Here is a 23,076-nt window from a genome sequence, read left to right on the forward strand (position 1 = left end):
CACCTATCCATGCTAACCATAAAGGTTTAACCTGACGACAATTACTACCGAGAGCCTTTCGCTCTACCAATATCAATGTCATCGGATGTTCAGCACTAGAACGAAAGTGTAAGTTATCCCACCTTCTGATTTGTAATTGTCCTAGCTTTGGGTCATCTAATTCTACCATCTCCTCAGCAGCCCACCAAGTTTGGGGGTCATTGAGCTGAAATTTCTTCCCGTGACTACGGGGGCGCCCTCGGCCAGAATAAGCTGGTGGGGCAGAGTATAAACAGCGATTAGAACGCAGCCGGATTAACTTGTCGGCTTTGAGATGGGCAGTCTGCAAAACTAAACTGGCACAGCCATATTCCCGGTCAAATAATACTAATGGTCGTTGTGGCAACCCTGCTATCACTTGTTCTAACTGCCATGCCGCTTGACTGATGGGTGTATCCCAACTGGTGATTCGTTCGTGTCTTAAGGGTAAGGCCCAACTCCCTTGCGCTTCGGGTATCCAGGCAATTGTGCTGTAGCCCAAGCCGATTGCTATCGGTTTATTGCCATGAATTGCAGTGGCTTGATGTTCATAGGTACGCTCCCTCAAGGTTGGTGCATCAGGTCTCGCCCACGCTGTGCGATCTACTGCTAAGATCGGTCGCTCTACTCCTGACATCTGCTGAAGATACAGTTTCATTAATTGTTCTCGGTCTGGCTGACAGTCCTGTAAGGCTTCGGACACGCTTGACCATTGTCTTCGGAACAATGGGTTGAGCGCCATCTCTGTTAAACAATTGGCTTTTGGCGTGGTCATCACTGCATCCATCAGCTCAAAGGTGGCATCTTTGGCTTGACCTAGCATTTTATAGGCTTGTTGACGAAATTCTCTCAAGGCTTCACAATTCATGGCAGGCAGATTTGAGGTTTTTTGCTAATTCTCAATTTTCTGCCTTTAGGGAGCCTGTGGCAATCACAGGCTCCCTTTTCTTTCCCTTGTTAGTCTAAACTCCAGTACTTTAGCTGCTCTATCTGTAGCAGCAGATGCTCTGCTGGGCAAGGTATCGAGAAAGTGCAGGGAATATCGGTCTGAGTCAGGCAGTTAAGCACCGCTAGATCAAATATGTGATTGCACTGCAAGTTTATTGATTTTTGAGTTAAGCGAGCAGGTTGCTAGACGCGGCAATTTCATGTTAGAGGTCTGTAAGCTCTTGCCATAAAAAATAGGAATATTGATATTTGGCTTTGTCACCATAACCGACAAGTTCAAAATCTTTCTTTTTGAGCGCGCTTTGATAGCTTTATAGGAACATTGGTAGGGTTTCCATGACACGATATTTGCTGTGAGCGATACAAGCTGCTACTACATATAATATCCTGCTGCCTCACAGGCTTTTGGCATTGAACATCAATACTAAGTTTAAAGCCAATTTGGCTAACTTATTTGCCGGTTGAATGTCTTGAGATTCCGCGTTTAAAACGACCCCCCAAGCCGCGTAGAAAAAAGCAGAACTCGGTGAATTTCCCTACAGCAACACTTCGGACAGTTTTTGATTGCCAACCGTAGAATAATGGTTTCAGGGCGATCGGTAAGAGGGCTTCCCTTGCCGAGGCACACTATAAGCTTTCTGGTAAATCAAGGTTTCAGACTACGACCTCAAAACTTAGTTCGCTTACGCACGCAGACCGAAGAAACCCGGTTTATTCGTATATTTGTCGTTCCTGGTCGCAAAATTTTGCGTAGGGAAATAAGCGTCCCTATGCTTAAGCCTTGAAACTGTCCAAAGTGTTGCAGTAACTTGTACCCCAGAAAATCACGGTGCCGGCAATTGTAAATAATAACCCTGCCTTTGTGCGCAAGCATTCAAGGCAGGGTTATTATTGAGTATTCGGAATTCTCTGCGGTGAAGCGAGAGCGCTGCTGCCGAATTCGGCTGCCGAGCAGTGCACTACTCGCCTAATCGAGTTATTTTAGCGCTGCGTTCGGCCAACATCAGCAGTACATAAATAGTCATTACATAGCCGGCGGCCAGAATGGGAATAATTAGAGGAATATCGCGATAAATCATAATTAGAACCAAAAGTCAAGGACTAGGAGGAGGAGGACAAGTTCAAGACCTACTACATTAAGTCAGCACGCAAGACCATGCCTTGGTTCTGAAGGCTGCTTTTCCATATCAAGCCTGCGGGAACATTTAGGCGTTCCCGGTCATCAACAATGATTTACTGCTTTACAGATGCTTAAACAGCCTAAAACTATCCACTTTAGCTGCTTTGAGCTACCGTGCACATAAGATGCGCTACTCTTAACTTCTGAAAACTTTTAGCCGCGAGGAACTAAAAATCTGTCCCAGAAATTTTCGCTGCGATCGACTAACAAGGCTGGCTCTACGAAACTTTTACAGGCACCTAAAAGTTACCTGCCAGTCTGGCTGTACTTAATGTATAGAATTGTTTAAATCCTTAATAGCTATAATAACACAGGGTTTCTGGGATTTAGAGATTTTTTGGCAGTGTACTTAACAATTCGATACAATAGGGGCAACCCCTCTGGCCGCGGGCTACTCGTCTCTTGGAGTCGGGTCACTCCCATCGGCCTGCAGATGACAAATAACTGGCGATCGCCTAAATTTTTCTTTTCTATTGCAGAGAATTACCTTAAAATAAAGATATGATATGTAAAATTTTGTTACTTTACGGCTTGAGTCGGCGTATCCATGATCTCTAGCACTCTCCTATTTTCCTCGGTTGAAGAAGACCTGCGACTGTTGACAGAAAACTTAAAACAGTTAGTGGGTGCCCGTCATCCCATCTTGTACGCGGCTGCAGAATACTTATTCGGCACAAAGGGAAAACGAGTGAGACCCGCAATCGTTCTGTTGATGGCCAAGGCGACTATGCCCGATGGGGAAATCACGGAAAAACACCGCCGCCTCGCTGAAATCACGGAAATGATCCACACAGCTAGTCTAGTGCACGACGACGTGGTTGACGAGTCGGATCTGCGGCGGGGAGTGCCGACGGTTCACAGTCGGTTTAACAACCGAGTGGCAGTATTGGCAGGAGATTTTCTGTTTGCTCAATCTTCCTGGCATTTGGCAAATCTGGACAACCTGCCAGTAGTCAAACTGCTTTCAGAAGTGATTATGGATTTAGCTGAGGGGGAAATTCAACAGGGACTAAATGGATTTGACACCAGCTTGTCGATCGAAGCGTACCTAGAAAAAAGTTATTACAAAACAGCGTCTTTAATTGCCAACAGTTCCAAAGCAGCGGGCTGTTTGAGCGAGGTTTCAGTGGAAATAGCAGACGATTTGTACAACTACGGTCGCAACATTGGTTTGGCATTCCAAATAGTAGATGATATATTAGATTTCACCGCTTCCACGGAAACTTTGGGTAAACCAGCAGGCTCGGATCTCAGAAGCGGTAATCTGACAGCACCAGCATTATTTGCCCTAGAAGAAAAGCCTTTCTTGGAAGTTCTCGTCGATAGGGAGTTTGCTCAAGAAGGAGATATAGAGCAGGCCCTGGCACTGGTAGAAGATTCTAAAGGCATAGAGCGATCGCGAGAACTAGCCACAAATCACGCACAGAAAGCCGTCGAATACTTAGCGGCGCTGCCCCATTCAGAGTCCCGTCAAGCTTTGATTGATTTGGCTGAATACGTTTTGAGTAGACTTTATTAGAGGTGAAAAAGTTACACTTTTAGGACTTACGCAAGAAATCATTTTTTACACTATCTGTAGTGCTAAGGTTCGCAGTGCTCACCCTACAGTTTGAGTCGGTGCGTCCAGGACTGACTTTATTGGTAATGGGGAATTGGTAATGGGTAATGCCCAATACCTAATGCCCTATTACCAATTAATAGAAAATTGAGTTGTTTAGGCAATATCCGGCGGTGGAGCAGATCGATACTGTTGCAAGTAAACGTTAATTAAGCTCTGTATTTGCTCGCGAGGGATTTCCGTCCCCACTTCCTGATTGCCTGGACTTTCAAAAAAAACAATGCTGTCTAGACCTTCAAGAGCTATCATCTGAAATAAAATGTGAGTAACAGGCAAAGTCACCGGTCTGAGGCGATCGCCCCCAGCCGTCGCCGCCTGCGACGCATCTTTAAGACTGCTCCAAGCATAAATCACCCTCTTCTCCCGTCCCGGTTGCTTGAGATTGCTCAAAACCACGATCGCCCAACTTTGGTCTACCGCTTGCAGGATCGAGTATTCCAGGTGCTGTAGCTGTTGGGCAATTAACACCAGGGCAGGAGCGATCGCCTTTAAGATTTGTGGCGTCGAACCGTCGGGCGGAGCTTTTTCGATCAGTGCTTGAATCTGTTGGTCTAAATCCATCAGTCAGTTAATTTGAGATTTGAGTTTAAGAATTTCAGGGTAACAGGTGGGCGTCCAAGTATGTGATACCCAGCACTGCCCACTATAAAATGTAAAATCCCAAATTTAAAGTCGCAGGGTGTGCTAGTTTCATTGTTAGCTGTAAACTATCATGCGGGAAATCTGCCAGAGCGTGGAAACCATCTTTCAACTGCTGTTAGACGAACTCAAAAAGTCCACTCGCGCGTCTGAGCAGAACTGCCGGGATGTAGCAGGACGACTCGCAGCAGAAGTCAACAGGATATGCACCGAAAGCCAGCGGATTCAAGCCTCTGGAGACATAGAAGGTTCGGCCCTAAGTCTCGCCCAGCACCGCTTGCAACAATGCCTCCACTATCACAATTTAGGTTCCGGGCCCGGGCGAGTAGAATTGCACAGTACCCTCAGCGCGATCGTCTATCGCTACATCACTCCTCCCCAGGTGCAGTCTAGCTATCAGGCGCGAGTAGAACTGATCAAAGATTTTTTGCAAGGATTTTATCTCGAAGCTTTAAAGGCATTCCGGCGCGAAACCCAACTGCCACCTACATACAGTCCCCGCACTCGCTTAGAACTAGCAGAGTACATGGCTTTTGTAGAGCGCTTTGGCAAGCGGCGCATTCCTTTGCCTCGGAACCGCAGCCAGCAACTAATTATTTTACGGGCCCAAACCTTTTCTCAGCAGCAGCCCAAAGAAACCTCCGTAGACATGGAACAAGCCGCCGACGGGGGGTCTACAGATTCCGACCAAACTTGGAATGATACCTCGGTGCACTCGGTGCGGGAAGCGATGGCCGGACAGGGTTCGGCGGCAATTCGCCCGCTAGGCGACGAGTCAGAATCTCTGCGGCAAAACGTGATTGACGAATTAGTCGCTTACTTGAAAGAGCGCAACCAACAAGACTGCGCCGATTACTTCGTGCTGCGCTTGCAAGACTTACCGACTAATGAAATAGAGTCGCTCTTGGGCATAACTCCCCGCCAAAGAGACTATTTGCAGCAGCGCTTCAAGTACCATTTGCTCAGGTTCGCCATGTCGCACCGCTGGGAACTCGTTCACCAGTGGCTGGAAGCAGACTTAGATCGAAATCTGGGTTTGCTGCCTTCTCAGTGGCAGGATTTTGGCGAGCAAATTGGCCCAGAGGGACAGCGTTTGCTAAAGTTGAAGCAACAAGGTCTGTCAGAGTCAGCGATCGCCCAAACCCTCGGCAGCACGGTAGCCCAGGTACAGAAGCGGTGGTTTAAATTGCTGGAACTTGCGTGGGAATTGCGAAATCGTTCAGATTCCGGAGAAGGGGCATCTAGTGATGAATAACGAAACGAACAGGGATGCAGAGGCTTTCGAGCGCCATTTTTTAGACTGGATATTGCAGGCGCCAATCGCGAATGCCTCTAGCCAAGATGAGGAAAACCTCAATCCGTCCCCTCGCTCACAAGAGTGGGGCGACACAGAAGAGAATTCCGGGGTGGAATACTGGGAATGGGACGAACCAGACCCGCTGGACTATCAAGTGGGGGCGCACAGCAATGCACCCGCACAACCGCTGACAATTGGAGAAATACCGACCGTGCAAGACCGTTTTCAGACCTTGTTAAAACAAAGGCTTAGAGCCGAAATTGAATCCAACCCGCCGCTGTTCCCCTGGGAAACAGAATTCAAAAGCTACGACCACGATTACCCAGACGATGTAGCCCCGCAATGGGTTCCCCCCCTGCACCTCTGGACTCCCCAACTACAAAATATCAGGTGGGGCCGCCTGCCAATTCCGATCGCCCAAGGGGTTTTTGCTCAACTGCTAGAACCTTGTCAGGAACTGGTAATGTCGTCGCTGCGGCAAGGCTCGAAGTTAGTTCGCGCTGTAGATGGCTTATTTCCGGGCCAGTCTCAGGAACTCAACGAGTTAGCTGGTTTAGTGCTCCGAGGTTCTTTGCGGGGACTTCTAGATTTAGAAGATTTCCCGAATTACGAAGCAGCCAGTACCGATCAACAAATGGTGCTGTCGCTGTTGGCCGCCAAGGAAATCATTGAGTCTCTAACTTTAGATTGTCCTGTGAATCAGCCGCCGGTTTCGCGGGAGTGGCTGACGGCTTTGGGTTCGCTGACTATAGAGGCTCAATACCTGTCGAACTGCAACAGAGAACAGCCAATGCCGTGTTTAAGAGTTGAGTGCGAATTTCCGGGGGCAGGAAGTTTGGAACTCAAGGGAGGAGATGCCGAAGCAACTGCACAGCGTCCGAATTCCGGGCATTTAAGCGTGGAGTTGTTTGACCCGCAACCTGACAAGACTTATGCTCTAGAAGTTCGATTCCAAAACTTCGATACCAGACCTCTAATGTTTGCTATTCGTCCAATTGGGGCAGGACAAGATAGCAACTAGAAAGGTCTATTTAGAGTAAAAAATTTAGGTTTTTACTCTCTGGTTTGACCTCACACACAAACAGATGCAATCCCTCGACTTCTGTCGTGGAAAGCCAAAAAAATTAGATATTAGTTCAAGCCCGCAGATTCATCTGTGGAGTCAATCTAAAATCTAATGACAGAGAAATAAGATTTAGATATTAGTTAAAACCCAGATTTATCTGTGGATTCAATCTAAAATCTACAATCTACAATCTAAAATTGTTGGATGGGTGCACATGACAACTGATAACCTGCGAAATATACCTGTTTTGGGTAAGCTGTGGGAGCAGATTGAGGCCATGCCTCCGCCGGTGATTGAGGATTCTTTACTGCTGCGAATCCTAGTTCAGTTGTTGGTAATTGTGGGAATTGTAGCTACTGACGTTGCTGCTGAAGAAGCGCTGAACCTGTGGGCTGTGCCTGTTAGTATTGTGGGAGCAACTTGGAGTTGGTACCGCCGCCGCGATCGCAATGTAGCTGCTAAGTTCTGCATAGCTATTGGAATGCTGGTGGCGCTGTTCGCTTTTTTTAGCCGCTTGGTGGGAGAATTGAATGATACGCGGTTAGTTTTGGCGCAACTGTTAATCCAACTTCAAGTGCTGCACAGTTTCGATTTGCCCCGCCGCAAGGATTTGGGCTATTCGATGGTAATCGGGCTAATTTTGTTAGGGGTAGCAGCGACTCTCAGCCAAACCTTGACTTTTGGACCGCTGTTGTTGGTGTTTTTGGCTTTAGCGCTTCCGACTTTGGTTTTGGATTATCGATCGCGCTTGGGACTCTCAAAGGTAGAAGATAGAAAACAGAAGGTAGAAGGTAAAGAAAAAAACAATAACTGGTCGTTATTTGCGGCTACATTGTCTCCCAAGTATTTTGGTTTGTTGCTGCTGATAACTGTCGGGTTGGGGCTGACTATTTTTGCGTTTTTGCCACGCCTCCCTGGCTATCAGTTGCGGACTTTTCCGGTGAGTGCTCCTATTGAATATCAGGGGGAGTTTGACTCGCGCAGCATTCTGAATCCGGGGTATGTTAGAGGGGGAAATGAAAAAGGGACTGGCGGAGGAAGGGGGAGAAACCCAGACTCTGGGCCAGGAGAGGTAGACTCTACTTTTTATTACGGTTTCAACCAGCGCATCAATCAAAATTTGCGGGGGGAAATGAAACCCCAAGTGGTGATGCGGGTGCGATCGCAGGCTGCGGGTTTTTGGCGAGTATTGGGCTTCGACAAATACACCGGTCAGGGTTGGGAAATTTCTCGCAACGAACAAGCTCAAAAGCTGAATAGACCTAGGTGGTCTTATCAATTTTATCTGAATCCTTTTCCCAATGCGCCTCGGACTCAAGAGGTGATTCAAAGTTATACTATTGTTGCTCCATTGCCGAATTTGATTCCGGCTTTAAACAAGCCGAGGGAACTTTATTTTCCGAGTCCAGAGGTGGCGATTGATGCGGAGGGGGGTTTGCGATCGCCTGCGGAATTGGGAGAGGGTGTGACTTATACAGTTATTTCTAATGTGCCTTTTCGCGATCGAGCTTTGTTAGGGAAAACTGGTACTAATTACCCGAAAAATATTCGCAACTTCTATTTGGATGTGCCGCCGAAAATTGCCCAGAAGGTGCGAGAAAAAACTGAAGAAATTTTGGCAGCAAGAACTAGAGTATCTCAGTCGGACAGACCGATCGATTCTCCTTACGAAAAAGCTTTGTACTTAGCTCAATATTTGAAGCAAAACCCTAATTATAAAATTGAAAAAGCTTTGCCTTACTTAGAGGAAAGTGAAGATTTAGTGGAGGGTTTTCTGTTTGGTTACAAAAACACCCAGGATGGCAAAAAAGTTACTGGGGGGTATCCAGACCACTTTTCGACGGTACTGACAATTATGCTGAGGTCGATCGGGATTCCGGCGCGACTGGCGGGGGGTTTCGATACGGGGGAATTTAACCCGTTTACTGGTTACTATGTTGTGAAAAATACCGATGCTTTCTTGATGACGGAGGTATATTTTCCCAATAACGGCTGGTTTGCTTTTAATCCGATTCCCGGTTATCCGCTGATTCCGGCTTCGGTGGAAGACAACCAGACTTTTAGTGCGCTGGAATCGTTTTGGAAGTGGATCGCGGGTTGGCTACCGACTCCTCTCAGAAGCGGGCTGGATTCAGTTATAGGTTTTCTAATTGGCTGGATAACTTTGATTGTGGGCTGGTTTCTAGGACAGTTTTCTAGGGGTTGGGTGGGGTTATTTACTGGCTTAATTGCTGCGATCGCCTTTGGCTTTATTGGCTGGTTAATTTGGCAAGTGTGGCGCAAGTGGCGCTACCGCCGCTGGCTGGCGAAGTTGCCGCCGGTGGAGGGGGTTTATCAGGAAATGCTGAAGGATTTGGCGAGTAGGGGTTTTGGCAAGCAGAAAGCTCAAACGCCTTTGGAGTATGCTGAGGCTATGCGCGGTAATCATGCAACTGATGAAGCTGAGGTGATTGATGAGGTTTCGCAAGCTTACGTGCGGTGGAAGTATGGCGGCGAAGCGGGTAATTTGAACCAGTTGCGGGGGTTGGTGGAAAATTTGAGGCGATCGCACTTGAAGAAACTCAAAAAGCGCTGGTTTTAGGCGATACCGATCGCTTAGATGCGGTGATTAAGCTGGATGAAAAGGTTTATAACCGTTTTCGGTCAAGTCATCGGTTTGGTAAGTTGTCGGGGGCTGAGTCGCCTTGTCACCGGATCGAGTGGCAGTTTAAAGGGATGCAGGGGTGCGATCGTGGATGGATGGGTGGTGTTCTCGGTGTTTTTTGTCCTTTAAAGATATAGTAAAGTGGCAGAAAACTACTTTGCCATAATCGAGAATCTGCCACGTATATTTATCACAAATGCCCAATAAAATTTACTGATTTAAATTATTACTTAACCAACATATAAAAGAATTAAAATTATTTCCTATATTAGTTATACGAACGGTAAAAAAAATATTTTTTTATATAACAATTAAACTATTGCATCAGGGAGTTCTTGTGTTATCCTAGAAGTAGGACAAATTATCCAAAAACAATAGCAAAGACATAATATACTATGATCACTCCGAAATTGTTAAAACTCGCAGTTGCAACCGCAGGTGCAGCTTTGAGCTTAGTCTCTATTTTCGCTAACCCAACTAAAGCTGAGGAATTCACATTTACAGTTGAGAACAAGACTGATGTAGCAATTAGCCAGGTATTGGTATCTGAAGATGGCGAAACTTGGGGTTACTTTTCTCTCGAAAGTAATATTGCTCCCCAGACTGAAGGAGAAATAGTTTGGGGTGAACATACTAATCACGAAGCTTGCAGCCAGTGGATAAAAATAGGATATGTAGATGGGACTATGTCGCCGCCGGCGAAGTTTGACTTTTGTGAGAATCCTGCTTTAGTTGTTGAGGAGTAAGAATTAAGCTGTTAGGTAGCTTTAAAAGCAGTGTATTATTCAGGGTGCATAATCCGCATTTTCTGTTAAACAAGGCTGGAGTCAAGTGACTTCAGCTTCTTTGTAGAGGGTTGGCTGGAAGGAAAGCGCCAGTCTCGGCAGTCGGGGCGGGTTGTCGGTGAGTCGAGGACGGGTAAAACTATGGGGTGTGATGCTTACAGGTTGCGACACAAACCTAAGCAGCAGCCGGGACAGCCGCCAACGGTTCCTGTGGCTTACATCCAAATTCCGCAAGAGTGTGGCGCGAAGGAATTGTTTGGGGTGATTTTTGAGCATTTGAAGTATCAGGTGGTTAAGGGAACGATCGCCAAAATTCGCGAGCCCTAAGCGGCCTTTTTGTCATAGTCCATGTTAAATAGTGTGTCACTCAGCCATGCTTTGAAGTCGGGATCTTCGGTAAACTTGCGATAGACATCTGTGTGGTCGAAGATGAATTCTTGAAACTTATCGACTAACTTTTTATCAAAGGTAATTTTGGCATTTTGACGGTCTGAGTATTGTTTGGCGTTTTGATACTCTTCGTCTTTACTAATTTCTTCGGGTAAGTCTTCAAATAAGAACCGCCGCACTTGGTCTTGTTCTGTCCACTGAATATTCCCAAAGCGAGCGTTAAAATCTTGAATAATATTACTGAGTACATCAATATTAGGAGCGTATTTGCTGCCGCTTGTATCGGGAGGTGGGGGCGCAATTTCTACGCTACCTTCAAGTTGAATAGCTAGAGTAGTTTGTCGTTCTATTCTGTAACTATCCATATCAATACTTTCTAAAATTCCTTTGGATAAGTCAGCATCATTGAGGCTAGGAAGTTTGTTAACAAGCAATTTGAGAAAGGTTTTTAAGCTTTCCCAGTCAGGGTTACGAAACGGGCGAATTTGCACTAGAAACTCATAATTACGCACAAAGGATTTAGCTTTTTTCTTAAAATCAGCTTGGTCGTTTTCGTCTAAGTCATCTTTAAAAGTTTGTTGGCATTCATCCAGAATCGGGTCTAGTCGATCGCGTTCTACACCATTAATAAATAAATCCATAAATTCATTAACTTGATCCGGGGAATAAACTTGATATGCGTCGAGTGCGTCTTGTAAATCGTTGAGGCGGTTTAGATCGGTTTCTTCGCTGAGAATAGTGGTTTTATAGAAAGGGTCAAAGGCGGCTTTAATGGTATCGGCTGAGTTAACAAAATCAAGAATAAACGTATCTTTTTTATCGGGTTTATAGGCACGGTTGAGGCGGGATAATGTTTGAACTGCTTTGATATCTGCTATGGTTTTATCGACATACATAGTGTGTAATAGGGGCTGATCGAATCCGGTTTGATATTTATCAGCAACGATTAAAAAGCGATATTCATCTTTTTTAAACTCATCGGCTATATCTTTACTGGGAAAGCTATTCATTGAAGATTCTGTTTCGGATTTTCCATCAACTTCTTTACTGCCAGAAAAGGCAACAATAGTTTTATAAGGACAGGCGATTTCTCGTAGGTAAATATCAAAGGCGAGTTTGTAGCGAATGGCGCTTTCAATGCCGTTGGTGACAACCATTGCTTTAGCTTGTCCGTTAATCTTCCGTTGACTAATCACTTCATCCATAAAGTGATCGATCATAATTTCTGCCTTTTGGCGGATGGCGTGGGGATGTCCTTCTACATATTTTTTTAGCTTTTTCTTAGCTCGTTTAGTATCGAATTGGGGATTATCTTCAATTTTTTTCTGAAGCTTATGATAGCTGTTATAAGTGGTATAATTTTGTAAGACATCAAGGATAAATTCTTCCTCAATGGCTTGTTTCATAGAATAGTTATGGAAAGGATAAAATTTACCGTCGGCGGGATTTTGAATACCGAAAGTTTCTAGGGTTTTATTTTTCGGTGTGGCGGTAAAGGCAAAGTAACTGGCATTATTGCAAAGTTTTTGTTCTTCAATAATCCGCAGGATTCTATCTTCGGTGGTTTCTTCTTCTTCCCCTGTTTCTTTATTCAAAGATGCGCTCATTTTAGCGGCGGTACTTCCGCTTTGGCTGGAGTGGGCTTCGTCAATAATAATGGCAAAGCGTTTATTGGCTAATGACTGGATTTCTTTAACAATATAGGTAAATTTGAAGACGGTTGTAATAATAATTTTTTTGCCGTTTTCTAAGGCTTGTTGTAATTGTTTGCTACCTGCGGTGATAGCTTCTACTACACCTTTAACTTGGGCGAATTGTTTGATAGTATCACGGATTTGTTTATCTAGGACGATGCGATCTGTAACTACAATAATAGAATCAAAAATTGTGTGAGTTTCGCTGGTGTCGGTGAGTTCTACGAGTTGATGGCTTAGCCAACTAATCGAGTTACTTTTACCGGAACCTGCGGAATGTTGAATGAGATAACGTTTGCCTATACCATCGGTTTTAACATCGGTTAGGAGTTGCCGTACTGTGTCGAGTTGGTGGTAACGGGGAAATATTAGTTTCTTTTTCTCTTGTTTTCCTTCTGCTTTTTCTTTAACAATATGGGCGTATTTTTCAATAATATTACTCAGGCTAGACTTAGTTAGAATTTGTTTCCAGAGGTAATCTGTTTTGAGTCCGTTGGGGTTGATGGGGTTGCCAGCACTATCGGGGAAAAGTAGGTTTTGTTCGGATTTTTGACCTTTATTAAAGGGAAGAAAAACTGTTTTTTCTCCCTTGAGTTCGGAAGTCATAAAAATTAGTTCGTCATCAACGGCAAAATGCACTAAACAACGGGCAAAGCTGAATAAAGGTTCTTTGGGATCGCGGTCTTTTTGGTATTGCCGCATGGCATCTTTAACATTCTGTTTAGTTAGGTTGTTTTTGAGTTCAAAGGTGATGACGGGTAAGCCATTGATGAAAATTGCCATATCTAGGGAAAGGCGTTTTCTATTGTCGCTGTATTGAAGTTGGCGAGTTACAGAAAAAATATTAGCGTTGTAGCGTTGGATAGCTTGGGGGTTGAGTTGGGAGTCAGGTTTTTTATAGTAGAGAGTTAGGCTAACTTCATCGGCTTTAATGCCGTTTCGCAGGATATCAATAATGCCTTTAGTTTTAATTTGGTCGGAGATGCGTTGCAGAAGTTTTTGTTCAAATTTGGTTTGATATTTGGTTTCGAGTTGGGCGATTTCTTTGGGTTGAGTTTGGCGGAGGAATTGCAGGAGTTGAGTTTTATCTATACAATAGATGCGATCGTAGTCGTTGGGTTGACCTTTGACATAATGGGATGTTTCAATTAGGCTTTTTTCGATTAAGGCTTCTAAACCTTTTTCTGAGGTATCAGTTGAGGTCATAGGATTCTGGAGACTGGGTTAATACAATTGTAGGTTGTGCTATAAATATTGGCTACATTGTCGCAAGTTCGGGAGGTTTGGGGGAATTTGCTGTATCGTTGGCATTGTCAAACCCCCTTACGTCTATTTTTCCGGTGACAGCATCGGAAATTAGGGTAGTGCGGTATTCTTGGATAAGTTCAATGCTTTTTTGGATTTGATTAATTGAAATATTTATCTCAGCACTTTTCATATCGATATAGGCAGCAATTACCTGTTGTTCTGAAATTGGAGGAAAAGGTATCCGAATTTCTCCTATGATTTGACAATTTAGGGCTTCCTGATTTCCACCTCTAGCTAATTCTCTAATTGGATTATAGAGAGCAATCAAAACAAAATGTAAAAACACACTATCTAAATTAAGTTTTGGAATTATGCAAGCTAAGTTCTGGTTAATACAAGTATCTATTGCAAGCCTTGCACTTTTCCCACGAGTTTTACCCTGTCCAACCAAGCCTATAACAACCGATCCTGCTGGCATAATACGGAGAGAACATTCTTTTAATGCAGCTTCAGTTATTTTCTCTGTGGGTTGTGTAATTATATAGTCATTAACCTTTCCACTAGAAATCCAAGGTATAGAACCTGATTTCCAGTATTTTAGGCGATTTTTATCAGGAGTTGTTCCATTCACAACTTTTGCAATGCGTGAAATTTTGATAACCTCCCAGTGTGCCGGAATTTCCCCCAACCACTCAATACCAGAATGCTTCATGGGTGCATTAGGGTTAATCCCTTTGGTAACAGCACGGTTAATTATGGCGGTTTTCTGTTCGTTGAGTAATTCAATTAGCCGTTGCTTGTTGCGGATGAAGTGGTCTATTTCTTCGAGTTTGCGGTCTATGAAGTGTGCGATCGCTTTTTGTTCTTCAACAGAAGGTAAAAAAATAGGAATTTGCTTAAAATCTTCATAGTGCATATCCCATTGCTCGACACGCACACCATAAGAAATCTTATTATAGATAAAAATATACCTATAACATCTTAGAAGGTAATGAATAAAACGTGAATGTACATGGGTGGAAACTTCACAAATAATGTAAGCAGGGCTAACAATTCCTTCAAATTCAGACACACCAAGAGAACCTTGCCATGTCTTCATTTTATTAAGTACCAAATTCCCAGGTTTTACTACTTTGTAGTTACTTAAGTCTTCAGGAACTCTATTGTGATTATCATCTCTAGAGTCTCTATAGATAACACCATAATCACGGTAAACAGCTAGTAAAGGTAAATCAGAGCGGTTTCTTTGCGCTACTGATTTAGTCACCCCACGAATACTACTTTGTTGCCAATGTTCAGGGATTTCCCCTAACCAATCAATGCCTGAATCCTTATAAACTGGATAACGCTTCATCTTCCCACCTCCTCACCTTCAACAATTTGACGTAGTACACCTTCTGTTTCTGATTCCAAAGCGAAAATATCCGCCGCTATTTCTTCTAAACTCCGCAATGGTTTAAACTTATAAAAATACTTAGTAAATGAAATTTCATAACCCCTGACTGTTTTTTCATAATTTATCCAAGCATCCGGTATATGGGGCAAAACCTCACGCTCAAAATATTCTTCAATACTTTCCTTTAGCGACACATTTTCTGTATCCCGTAACTCAGAATCAGGCTCATAAATTACACATTCCTTTGTCTTTTTCTTAATTACAGGCTCTGCGGTTTCATCTTTCTCGGTAAAACTATCATAAATCAACTTAAAATCAGATTTGGTTAACTTAATTTCATCCACCTTTAAGGCTTTTTCCAAAACCTGCTTAACGTGGTTAAAATCCTTGTGGGTTTCACTGCCAAATAAATCTTTCAAAGTGCCTAAAATTGGATAAAGTTTCGGTTGTGCTTTCTCCTGAAACTGCTTTACCCGTTCAGGTGTCACCTGAAATGTTAACCGCAAAGGACGATCAACGGTTATCTTGTGATAACCCAAATCCTCATTATCAAAAAGCTTAGATTCTTCTGTATTTTCAAACGCCAAAAACGTTTTAGTAATCCGGTTAATATCTGTTTGCGTTAACTCGCAATTTTTCTTCCCTAAATTCTTCCGTAATTTGCCATACCACTTAGTCCCATCTATTAACTGTACTTTACCTTTCCGGTGTTCCGGCTTACGGTTAGACAATACCCAAATATAAGTAGCAATAGGCGTGTTATAAAACATATTCAAAGGCAAACCAATAATACATTCTAACCAATCATTTTCAATAATCCAGCGTCTAATATTACTTTCCCCGCTTCCCGCCTCTCCCGTAAATAAAGCCGAACCATTATGAACAATTGCAATGCGACTCCCTAAAGCTGTTGATTGCTTCATTTTAGAAAGCATATTCACCAAAAATAATAACTGACCGTCACTACTTCGGGGTAAAAGATTGAGTTTTTCTCCAGATGGTAAGCCCGGATGTTCGACTGCAAATCGCGGGTCTTTAACTTCCTTTTTTTTACCATCAAAAATAGCATCCTGATCCACACTCCATGACTTACCATAAGGAGGATTAGCCAGCATAAAGTCAAACTGCATATCCGAAAAATAGTCATTAGAAATCGTGGAAGCAAACCGAATTTTTTCAGGATCTCGACCCTTAATTAACATATCCGATTTACAAATAGCATAGGTTTCCGGGTTGACTTCCTGACCGTATAATTCAATTTTGACTTTTTTACCTGTTTTTTCTGCCAACTCCTGAATAAAGGCTTCTGATTCTGTTAACATTCCCCCAGAGCCGCAAGCGTCATCATAAACTAAATAAGTGCCGCTTTGTATCTGTTCTTCAATGGGTAAAAATATCAAATTAACCATTAATTGAATAATATCGCGTGGTGTAAAGTGTTCCCCCGCTTCCTCGTTATTCTCCTCGTTAAACTTGCGGATCAACTCTTCAAATACAGAACCTATACCAAGGTTACTCAACCCTTCATGGATAATTTCTCCGGCTGAATTTTTTACTGGTTCAGAACTAAGGTTAATTTCCTTGTCGGTAAATTTATTAATTAATGAATAAAGCCGATTACTTTCCTCTAAAGTTTCAAGTTGATTGCGAAACCTAAATTTAGCAATAATCTCCTGTACGTTATCGCTAAATCCATCTAAATAGTTATCGAAATTTTCCCGAATCTGGCTAGGAAAATTTAGCAAGCTTTTTAAAGTAAATTGAGACTTATTATAAAAAACATAACCCGATAGTCTCGGTAATTGTTGAGCTACTGCTTTATCTCCAAAATTCCCCGCTTCCAGTCTTTGATAAAGCTCAAGTACCTGATCTTTAGTTGGTTCTAACAAACAATCTAAACGCCGCAAAACCGTCATAGGTAAAATAACATCGCGGTACTTACCCCGCACATAGACATCCCGCAGGACCTCATCAGCAATCTTCCAAATAAAGTTAACAATAGTGTTGTGTGTCGCGTGGTTCATGGGAGTTAAAAGTTAAGTAATTCCGTTCTGCGGTGATGTCAATTAAACAGTTTTTTGTATATTCCTAAATAGTCAAGTTTTCTTGAGCTTTTGATGTTACCGTTGGTGCATCGTATCCAACCATACCGGAATAACAAGCTCATCAGCTTTTTAGGGAGCGATCGCCTTCTCCCCATCAAACTCTATCATTTGGAGCGATCGCTATGAATGAATCCCACGACAGCATAAACCGCCGCAGCGAAACCGAGTTCGTAAACCCCTGTTCCTTCTCCCTCAGCCGTTGTAGCGTCATGACCGCCTGTACAATGACAAATAATTTGTTACTGTACAGTTTTTGCTTTGGGAATACAATTTGCTATGCGGATAAAAGGACTTGAACCTTCACTCCTCTCGGAACCAGAACCTAAATCTGGCGCGTCTGCCAATTCCGCCATATCCGCATTTTGACATTCAACTACTATAGCACACAACAGAGCGATCGGTCAAGGGATTTTAGATTTTAGATTTTAGATTTTAGATTGAAGGAAGCGCCCCACTGATAAATCCGGGGGTTTTTACCAAGCCTGCTTTCAGTCAACAGTCAACAGTCAACACTCAACCGCCAACTTCTACATCAGTCAATCGATTTTAGATTTTAGATTTTAGATTTTAGATTTTAGATTGAAGGAAGCGACCCACGGATAAATTCCCAGGCTGATGACCAAATTGCTCGATCGCCCAACATCGAGAAACCCGGTCATTTTTGGACACCGGGTTCAATCATGAGTTATCGCCACAGCAATTTTCCGTAATTTTCACTTGTCACTTACTTTTGGCCTAGCGCCTTCCAGGTTGTTTCGTCCACCATGCCGTTAGCCATTAAACCCTTATACTCCTGAAAGTTCTTCACAGCCGTAGCAGTGCGAGCGCCAAAAATGCCGTCGATCGGGCCCGGATCGTAACCCTGTATTTCCAAACGAACCTGTAGCGTCTTCACCTTGGAACCGACAGCACCTTTATTGAGAACAGTTGGAGGATTGCCGGGAACAGCAGCATTGCTCACAATAGGAGCATTGCTCTGCACAGTTTCAGAAGCTGATGCCGGATCTGCTGCTAAAGCTGTCCAAGTTTCTTTGTCCACAATGCCGTCTGACTTCAAACCCTTAGACTGCTGAAAGGCACGAACCGCCGATGTAGTGCGAGAGCCATAGGTACCGTCGATCGTCCCCACCTTGAAACTGTGCACCTGCAAGCGCTGCTGTATGGCTGCCACTTCTGGCCCGTCAGCTCCCGCCGAGATAGTTTTCTCCTTTCTCGCTGGCGGCTGCTCGCCGGCGTAAAAAGGCTTGTTAAACATATCTTGTTGCGAATTTGCTTCGGGCGATGCCGACGCACCCGGATCGGCGGGAGCTGCAAAGTCTCTGCGGTACTGTTCCTGCACCAAGGGTTGGGAGTCGAAAGCAGCAGTTGCCTTTCTGGTCAAGGCGGGAACTAGCAGAGCGATCAAGCTGAAAATCGTAACAGTAGTCACACGCATAAATTTCATCCTGTTAGTAAGGTTTGACAAGGTTTCGCTGTTTTCAAGTTTCTAAATCTAATTGTATTACCCGGACTGCTTTCTGAGAAATATAGCAGCATCAAGAAGGAAGAAGGCTCTTCCAATTCGCGAGTGGGTAACAAAAAGTCCGAGGGAAGGGGTAATAGACCGCATTGGTTTGGGCCATTAAGAACGTTATAAGCGTCTGGCGCGGTTGCTATATCTGCCCCGGCCTCTAGAATTTCGGCAATGGGGACACCAGCACTCAGAAGTTGCTAGTTGGAAGTTACGTGTTAGAAGTAGGGGCCGGTTCGCACTATTGCTCATCAACCCGGTTGATTCCGAGATGTTTTGTTACTAAAGCAAATATTTTAGTAGAAACCGCGTTTCTTAGCCTCTGTCTTCTTGTAGAAAACCTGCTGTCATTCACAAATCTTTACGGGCGGGTTGTGTAAAAAGTCGATCCATGAGACAGAGGCGAAGTTTTTTCCTTCAACCAGCCCGTAAGAAGCAAAAGTCGCCACTTATCGGTTCGCGTGTTCTGCCAATAAAGCCTTGGCTCTCGGCTTGTAAATCAGATAAAACAGCGCTTCTATGTAGCGGAGCATATCTTCGCGGTTTTCCTTGGACGAGTAGTTCCAGAAACCGTAAGTCCGCGCCAGCGTCAGCAGCCTGGTAGTATGAATTTTCCAGGTATACGTGCTGTAAACTCGGTCAATCCCTCGGGTTGAAATTTCATACCAATAGTTGGGATTGTGTTCGCACTTCGATAAAAATTCTACAATTTTTTGGGCGGTTTCCGGGTGGTTTGTCGGGTTGATATAAAAACCATTTACGCCATCTTGAATAATTTCCAGCGGGCCGCCAAACTGCGTCCCGAAAGTGGGAATCCCGGTAATCATTGCTTCGAGAATTGTCAACCCGAAAGCTTCAAATAATGCTGGCTGAACAAATATACCTTGGGTGTCGGCGATTACCCGGTAGATTTCGCCGGACAGGCTTTTGGAAAGCCTCACTCCCAGCCAGCGAATTTTACCGTGAAGGTTGTATTGGTCGATAATTGCGTAGAGCTTTTTAATTTCTTCTGCTTCTTCGTAGTCGTCGGTTTCTTCGACCCGCAGCTTGCCAGCTACTAGAATTAAGTTGCATTTTTCTTGCAACTCCTGGCTTTTTCCGAACAATTCTGCTAAGCCTGTCAGGTTTTTAATGCGATCGAGCCGGGCGATCGAAAATAAAGGGCGCTTTTGCGGGTCGTCTAGTTTTCCAAAGACTTGTTCCGGGTCTTCTAAAGTAAATAGCAGTTCGTTGAGCCGATCGCGATCGCCTTGCACGCGGTCTTCAATCCGCGTGTAGGGAAAGTACACACTTTCGTTAACTCCCGGCGGCACGACGTTGAATTTAGGGCTGAACAGTTCAATCCCGTTCACAACGTGGTACAAATCCGGCATCGTAAAACAATGGTAAGATTCGTACTGACCGACACTATCGGGTTGGCCGACAATCTCTTGATAGGTGCTGGTGACAATACAATTAGCTGCATTCATGGCAATTATATCGGCCGTAAATTGCAGCGCAAAATGGTATTTTTCCTCGGATTCTTGCCAATAAAGATTGCTGAACAAATATTTAGATTTTTCCAGCGCATGGGCAATATTGCACTGAGTAGTTTTGAGTTTGCGAGACAGCAAAAAGGCTACCAAGTTGCCGTCGGAATAGTTGCCTACAATTAAATCTGGTTTGCCCTGAAACTCAGCCAGCAGTTCTTTTTCGGCATCGATCGCGTAAGTTTCCAAATAAGGCCAAATCTCAAATCTAGAAATCCAATTTTGAGTCAGTTTGGGATTGAACTCCCGGAAGGGAACCCGCAAAATCCAAGCATTTTCTGTGGCGTGAACTTTTTCAAAACGTTGGTTGCAGCGCGTGCCGTCGCTGTTAGGAATTAACCGGGTGAGAATAATTACTTTAGGTTTGACTCCTAAACTATCGAGACCGGCAAGATGAATGTCTTCTTGCAGTTGTTTCTCTAAACTCTTCGCTTGATCGAGGACATAAACTACCTGACCTCCCGTATCCGGTCGCCCCAAAACTCCTTCTTGCCCGAACCAGCCGTGAGGAGAAACTAGGACGATGTTGAAAATCATCGGGAGGCGAGAAATAAATTGTTCTAGGGTTTGCGGGTCGGGGGCATCAATTAATTGGTCAAGAAGTCCTAGGGTTTCATGCACGCGGGCGGCTGTATTTCCCCAACCTGCCTCGAAACCCATCATTTGCAGAACTAATCGAAATCTCTCGTAGGGTTCTTCTTCAGAAAGTTCGCTGACAAAGGTGAGGGCTTTTTTGATTTGTTCGGAAAGTTGTTCTTGGGATTTTATGCGATCGTTAATTAGTAATTGTACGCCGTTGTAGCGGTGAATGCCCAAGAAATTAAATAGAGTTTCCTGCGATTGTCTGGGGTCTTGAAACAGTTTGCTGGAAAGGTATCGGTTGAGGAATTGCACTCCTTTGCCGATGTTTTTGGGGTCGCGAATTGTGGGGGAATAATCGTAAAAAGGGCCGAAATCTAGTTCGAGAATGTCGCCTTCTTGGGGGTGAAAGTGGTTGACTAAGCGATCGCGCACATCGAGCAATTCTTGCACTGTCATCTGCTCAACAGTCAAGTCGTCTGCAACTCGCACTATTTCCATTTTAGCAATTTTTGGCCGCAGCAAGACGCAAAGGCTGCCTTCTTCGAGAAGAATTTCCTGAACGTAGTAAATGAGTTTGCTTAAAAGAGAAGATTGATGGAACTGTTCGGGCTTTTCGTATTTGGTGCAGTAGGCGGCAAAAGCGTTAACTATGTCGTTTCGCAGTAAATATGTGTTACCCAAAGCGCGTAAATCGCTGACAAACTGACGCAACTCGGTTTTTTCGTCGCTGGCGATAACAGTCTGAAAGAGTTCAGACATACATACTCCCTTATTTAAGACTTGGGATTTCCGCTGTGGAATTAGGCGATACTCAAACAGTATCGCCCTTTGTTTTAAGCGGCTACTTTTTTTGTAATGTTAAAGTCTGCAAAGTGAAGTTGCTATCCCTCAAATGACATAAAACTCCCCGTATTTGTGGCGAATGTAACGGATAAATGGATCGATAGTTAAAGGTGAACCTGTAACCCGATCGATCAATTCAACAGCAGTGTATTTACGGCCGTGCTGGTAGATGTTTTGTTTTAGCCAGTCGTGGAGTACGGTAAAATTGCCCTGTTCTATTTCTACGGGAATTTCAGGATTGATTTTTACTGCTGTTTCGTAGAATTGGGCGCTCATCAAGTTGCCCAGGGTGTAACCTTGGAACATTCCGCCGATCGTACCAACATACCAGTGAACATCTTGCATCGCGCCTTCGCTGTCGGTAGCGGGGACAACGCCGAGGTCGGTTTTATAGCGTTCGTTCCAGGCTTCGGGGAGGTCTCGCACTGCTAGTTTTCCCTCTACCATTGCCAATTCTAGGTCAAAGCGGATGGCGACGTGGAGGTTGTAGGTTACTTCGTCGGCATCGGTGCGGATGAGCGATCGCGAGACTTTGTTAATTGCCCGGTAAAATGCGTCAGTGGATACGTGTCCCAACTGTCGCAAAAATATGCCTTGGAGTTGCGGGTAGAAACATTCCCAAAAACCGCGGCTGCGCCCGACCAGATTTTCCCAAAGTCGCGATTGACTTTCGTGAACCCCGGAGGAAATGCCACCTGCCAGAAGCGTGCCTTCAAATTCCAGGGAATTTCCGAGTTCATAGAGGGCGTGTCCGGCTTCGTGGATGCTGCTGAAGAGTGCTTGATCCAAGTGGTCTTCATAGACGCGGGTGGTAATTCGCACGTCGTCTATGGAGAAGTTGGTCATGAACGGGTGCAGGGTGGTGTCTTGCCGTCCCCGCTGGAAGTCGTACCCCATGCGTTCTACGACTTTGCGAGTGAATTCTAGTTGCTGGGATTCTGGGAAATTTTGGTGCAAGCAGGAGTCGTCGGCCGGTGGTTGGGAGGTGATAGCTTCAACTATCGGCACTAATTCTTGACGCAGTTGGGCGAAAAGCGGGCGCAGCAGCGATACTTTCATGCCGTAGTCGCTACGATCGATCAACGGATCGGCGATGTGTTCGTAGCCGGGGAAAAAGTCAGCGTATTGCCTGCTTAATTCTAGGGTTTTTTCGAGATACGGCTCGACGGCTGCGAAGTTGTTGGCTGCTCTGGCAGCGGCCCAAGCTTCGTAGCAGTCGGCTTGGTGCCGGCAGAGTGCTGACATGAAGGTTGCGGGGACTCTGGCGGCGCGATCGTAGTCTCTGCGCGCTATGCGGATCAGGCTGGCTGCGGTGGAGTCGTAGGGGAGGGTTTGTTCGTAGAAACGCAAGTCTTCTAGGAGTTCACCTATTTTTGGATCTGTAAATTTTTCGTGGGATATTTGTTTGAGAGTAGCCAACTGGCGGCCTCTGGCACTTGCACCTTTGGGGGGCATATAAGTTGATTGATCCCAATGCAGCAGCGACGAGGCTGATTCGATGTCGTTAACTTCTCTGAGGTGGGCTGCCAGTTGAGCGAATTTTGCTTGAGTTTTGTCTAGGGTTTGCATGATTGGGGTTTATGG

14 protein-coding genes and 1 tRNA gene are annotated in these 23,076 nt (G+C 44.6%); 6 read left to right on the top strand and 9 right to left on the bottom strand.

Features of this window, described 5'->3' with window-relative positions; genetic code table 11:
- Window positions 1-886, bottom strand: an 886-nt coding sequence (locus QUB30_RS05330; RefSeq protein WP_333330164.1) for a transposase, incomplete at its 3' end; no start/stop codon positions are given.
- A gap of 1,807 nt (window positions 887-2,693) precedes the next feature.
- On the opposite strand from QUB30_RS05330, the gene sds reads away from it, so the two are divergent.
- Entirely contained in the window at window positions 2,694-3,665 is a 972-nt protein-coding gene (sds, locus tag QUB30_RS05335) for a solanesyl diphosphate synthase (RefSeq protein WP_333330167.1), read from the top strand.
- A 195-nt stretch (window positions 3,666-3,860) separates the two neighbouring features.
- Here sds and QUB30_RS05340 read toward each other — a convergent pair whose 3' ends face one another.
- A complete protein-coding gene (locus QUB30_RS05340; RefSeq protein WP_333330170.1) occupies window positions 3,861-4,325 on the bottom strand; it encodes a hypothetical protein in 465 nt (154 codons plus the stop codon).
- Window positions 4,326-4,476: 151 nt separating this feature from the next.
- Between QUB30_RS05340 and hetZ the strand changes: the two genes are divergently transcribed.
- The 5 genes from hetZ (at window position 4,477) to QUB30_RS05365 (ending at window position 10,522) form a co-directional block, all read left to right on the top strand.
- The gene (gene hetZ, locus QUB30_RS05345) at window positions 4,477-5,658 is read left to right on the top strand and encodes a heterocyst differentiation protein HetZ (protein ID WP_333330173.1); all 1,182 of its coding nucleotides are present in this window, start codon (window positions 4,477-4,479) and stop codon (window positions 5,656-5,658) included.
- Window positions 5,651-6,721 (top strand): hypothetical protein, encoded by a 1,071-nt coding sequence (locus QUB30_RS05350; RefSeq protein ID WP_333330177.1) that lies wholly within the window; start codon window positions 5,651-5,653, stop codon window positions 6,719-6,721. Before hetZ ends, QUB30_RS05350 begins: the two co-directional genes overlap by 8 nt.
- Window positions 6,722-6,980: 259 nt before the next feature.
- A complete protein-coding gene (locus QUB30_RS05355; protein WP_333330180.1) occupies window positions 6,981-9,347 on the top strand; it encodes a transglutaminaseTgpA domain-containing protein in 2,367 nt (788 codons plus the stop codon).
- A gap of 458 nt (window positions 9,348-9,805) precedes the next feature.
- On the top strand, window positions 9,806-10,156 hold the full coding sequence (locus QUB30_RS05360) for a hypothetical protein (protein ID WP_333330183.1): 351 nt from the start codon (window positions 9,806-9,808) through the stop codon (window positions 10,154-10,156).
- Window positions 10,157-10,270: 114 nt separating this feature from the next.
- Entirely contained in the window at window positions 10,271-10,522 is a 252-nt protein-coding gene (locus tag QUB30_RS05365) for a TniB family NTP-binding protein (protein ID WP_333330528.1), read from the top strand.
- On the opposite strand, the gene QUB30_RS05370 is transcribed toward QUB30_RS05365, so the two are convergent.
- The 7 genes from QUB30_RS05370 to QUB30_RS05400 all read right to left on the bottom strand — a co-directional run bounded on the left by QUB30_RS05370 (window position 10,519) and on the right by QUB30_RS05400 (window position 23,061).
- Entirely contained in the window at window positions 10,519-13,485 is a 2,967-nt protein-coding gene (locus QUB30_RS05370; RefSeq protein WP_333330186.1) for a type I restriction endonuclease, read from the bottom strand. The two genes, QUB30_RS05365 and QUB30_RS05370, sit on opposite strands and share 4 nt — an antisense overlap.
- Before the next feature lie 52 nt (window positions 13,486-13,537).
- A complete protein-coding gene (locus QUB30_RS05375; protein WP_333330189.1) occupies window positions 13,538-14,881 on the bottom strand; it encodes a restriction endonuclease subunit S in 1,344 nt (447 codons plus the stop codon).
- The gene (locus QUB30_RS05380) at window positions 14,878-16,947 is read right to left on the bottom strand and encodes a class I SAM-dependent DNA methyltransferase (RefSeq protein WP_333330192.1); all 2,070 of its coding nucleotides are present in this window, start codon (window positions 16,945-16,947) and stop codon (window positions 14,878-14,880) included. Before QUB30_RS05380 ends, QUB30_RS05375 begins: the two co-directional genes overlap by 4 nt.
- 358 nt (window positions 16,948-17,305) lie before the next feature.
- Window positions 17,306-17,387 (bottom strand) — tRNA-Leu (locus tag QUB30_RS05385).
- A gap of 365 nt (window positions 17,388-17,752) precedes the next feature.
- Complete coding sequence (locus tag QUB30_RS05390) at window positions 17,753-18,463, bottom strand: peptidoglycan-binding protein (protein ID WP_333330195.1); 711 nt, start codon at window positions 18,461-18,463, stop codon at window positions 17,753-17,755.
- A gap of 524 nt (window positions 18,464-18,987) precedes the next feature.
- The gene (locus tag QUB30_RS05395; RefSeq protein WP_333330197.1) at window positions 18,988-21,408 is read right to left on the bottom strand and encodes a sucrose synthase; all 2,421 of its coding nucleotides are present in this window, start codon (window positions 21,406-21,408) and stop codon (window positions 18,988-18,990) included.
- 129 nt (window positions 21,409-21,537) lie between these two features.
- Window positions 21,538-23,061, bottom strand: coding sequence for a carboxypeptidase M32 (locus QUB30_RS05400; protein WP_333330200.1), 1,524 nt, complete (start codon window positions 23,059-23,061; stop codon window positions 21,538-21,540).
- Window positions 23,062-23,076 lie beyond the last annotated feature (15 nt).

Source organism: Microcoleus sp. BROC3, assembly GCF_036702515.1.
In the GTDB taxonomy this organism is placed as follows: domain Bacteria; phylum Cyanobacteriota; class Cyanobacteriia; order Cyanobacteriales; family Microcoleaceae; genus Microcoleus.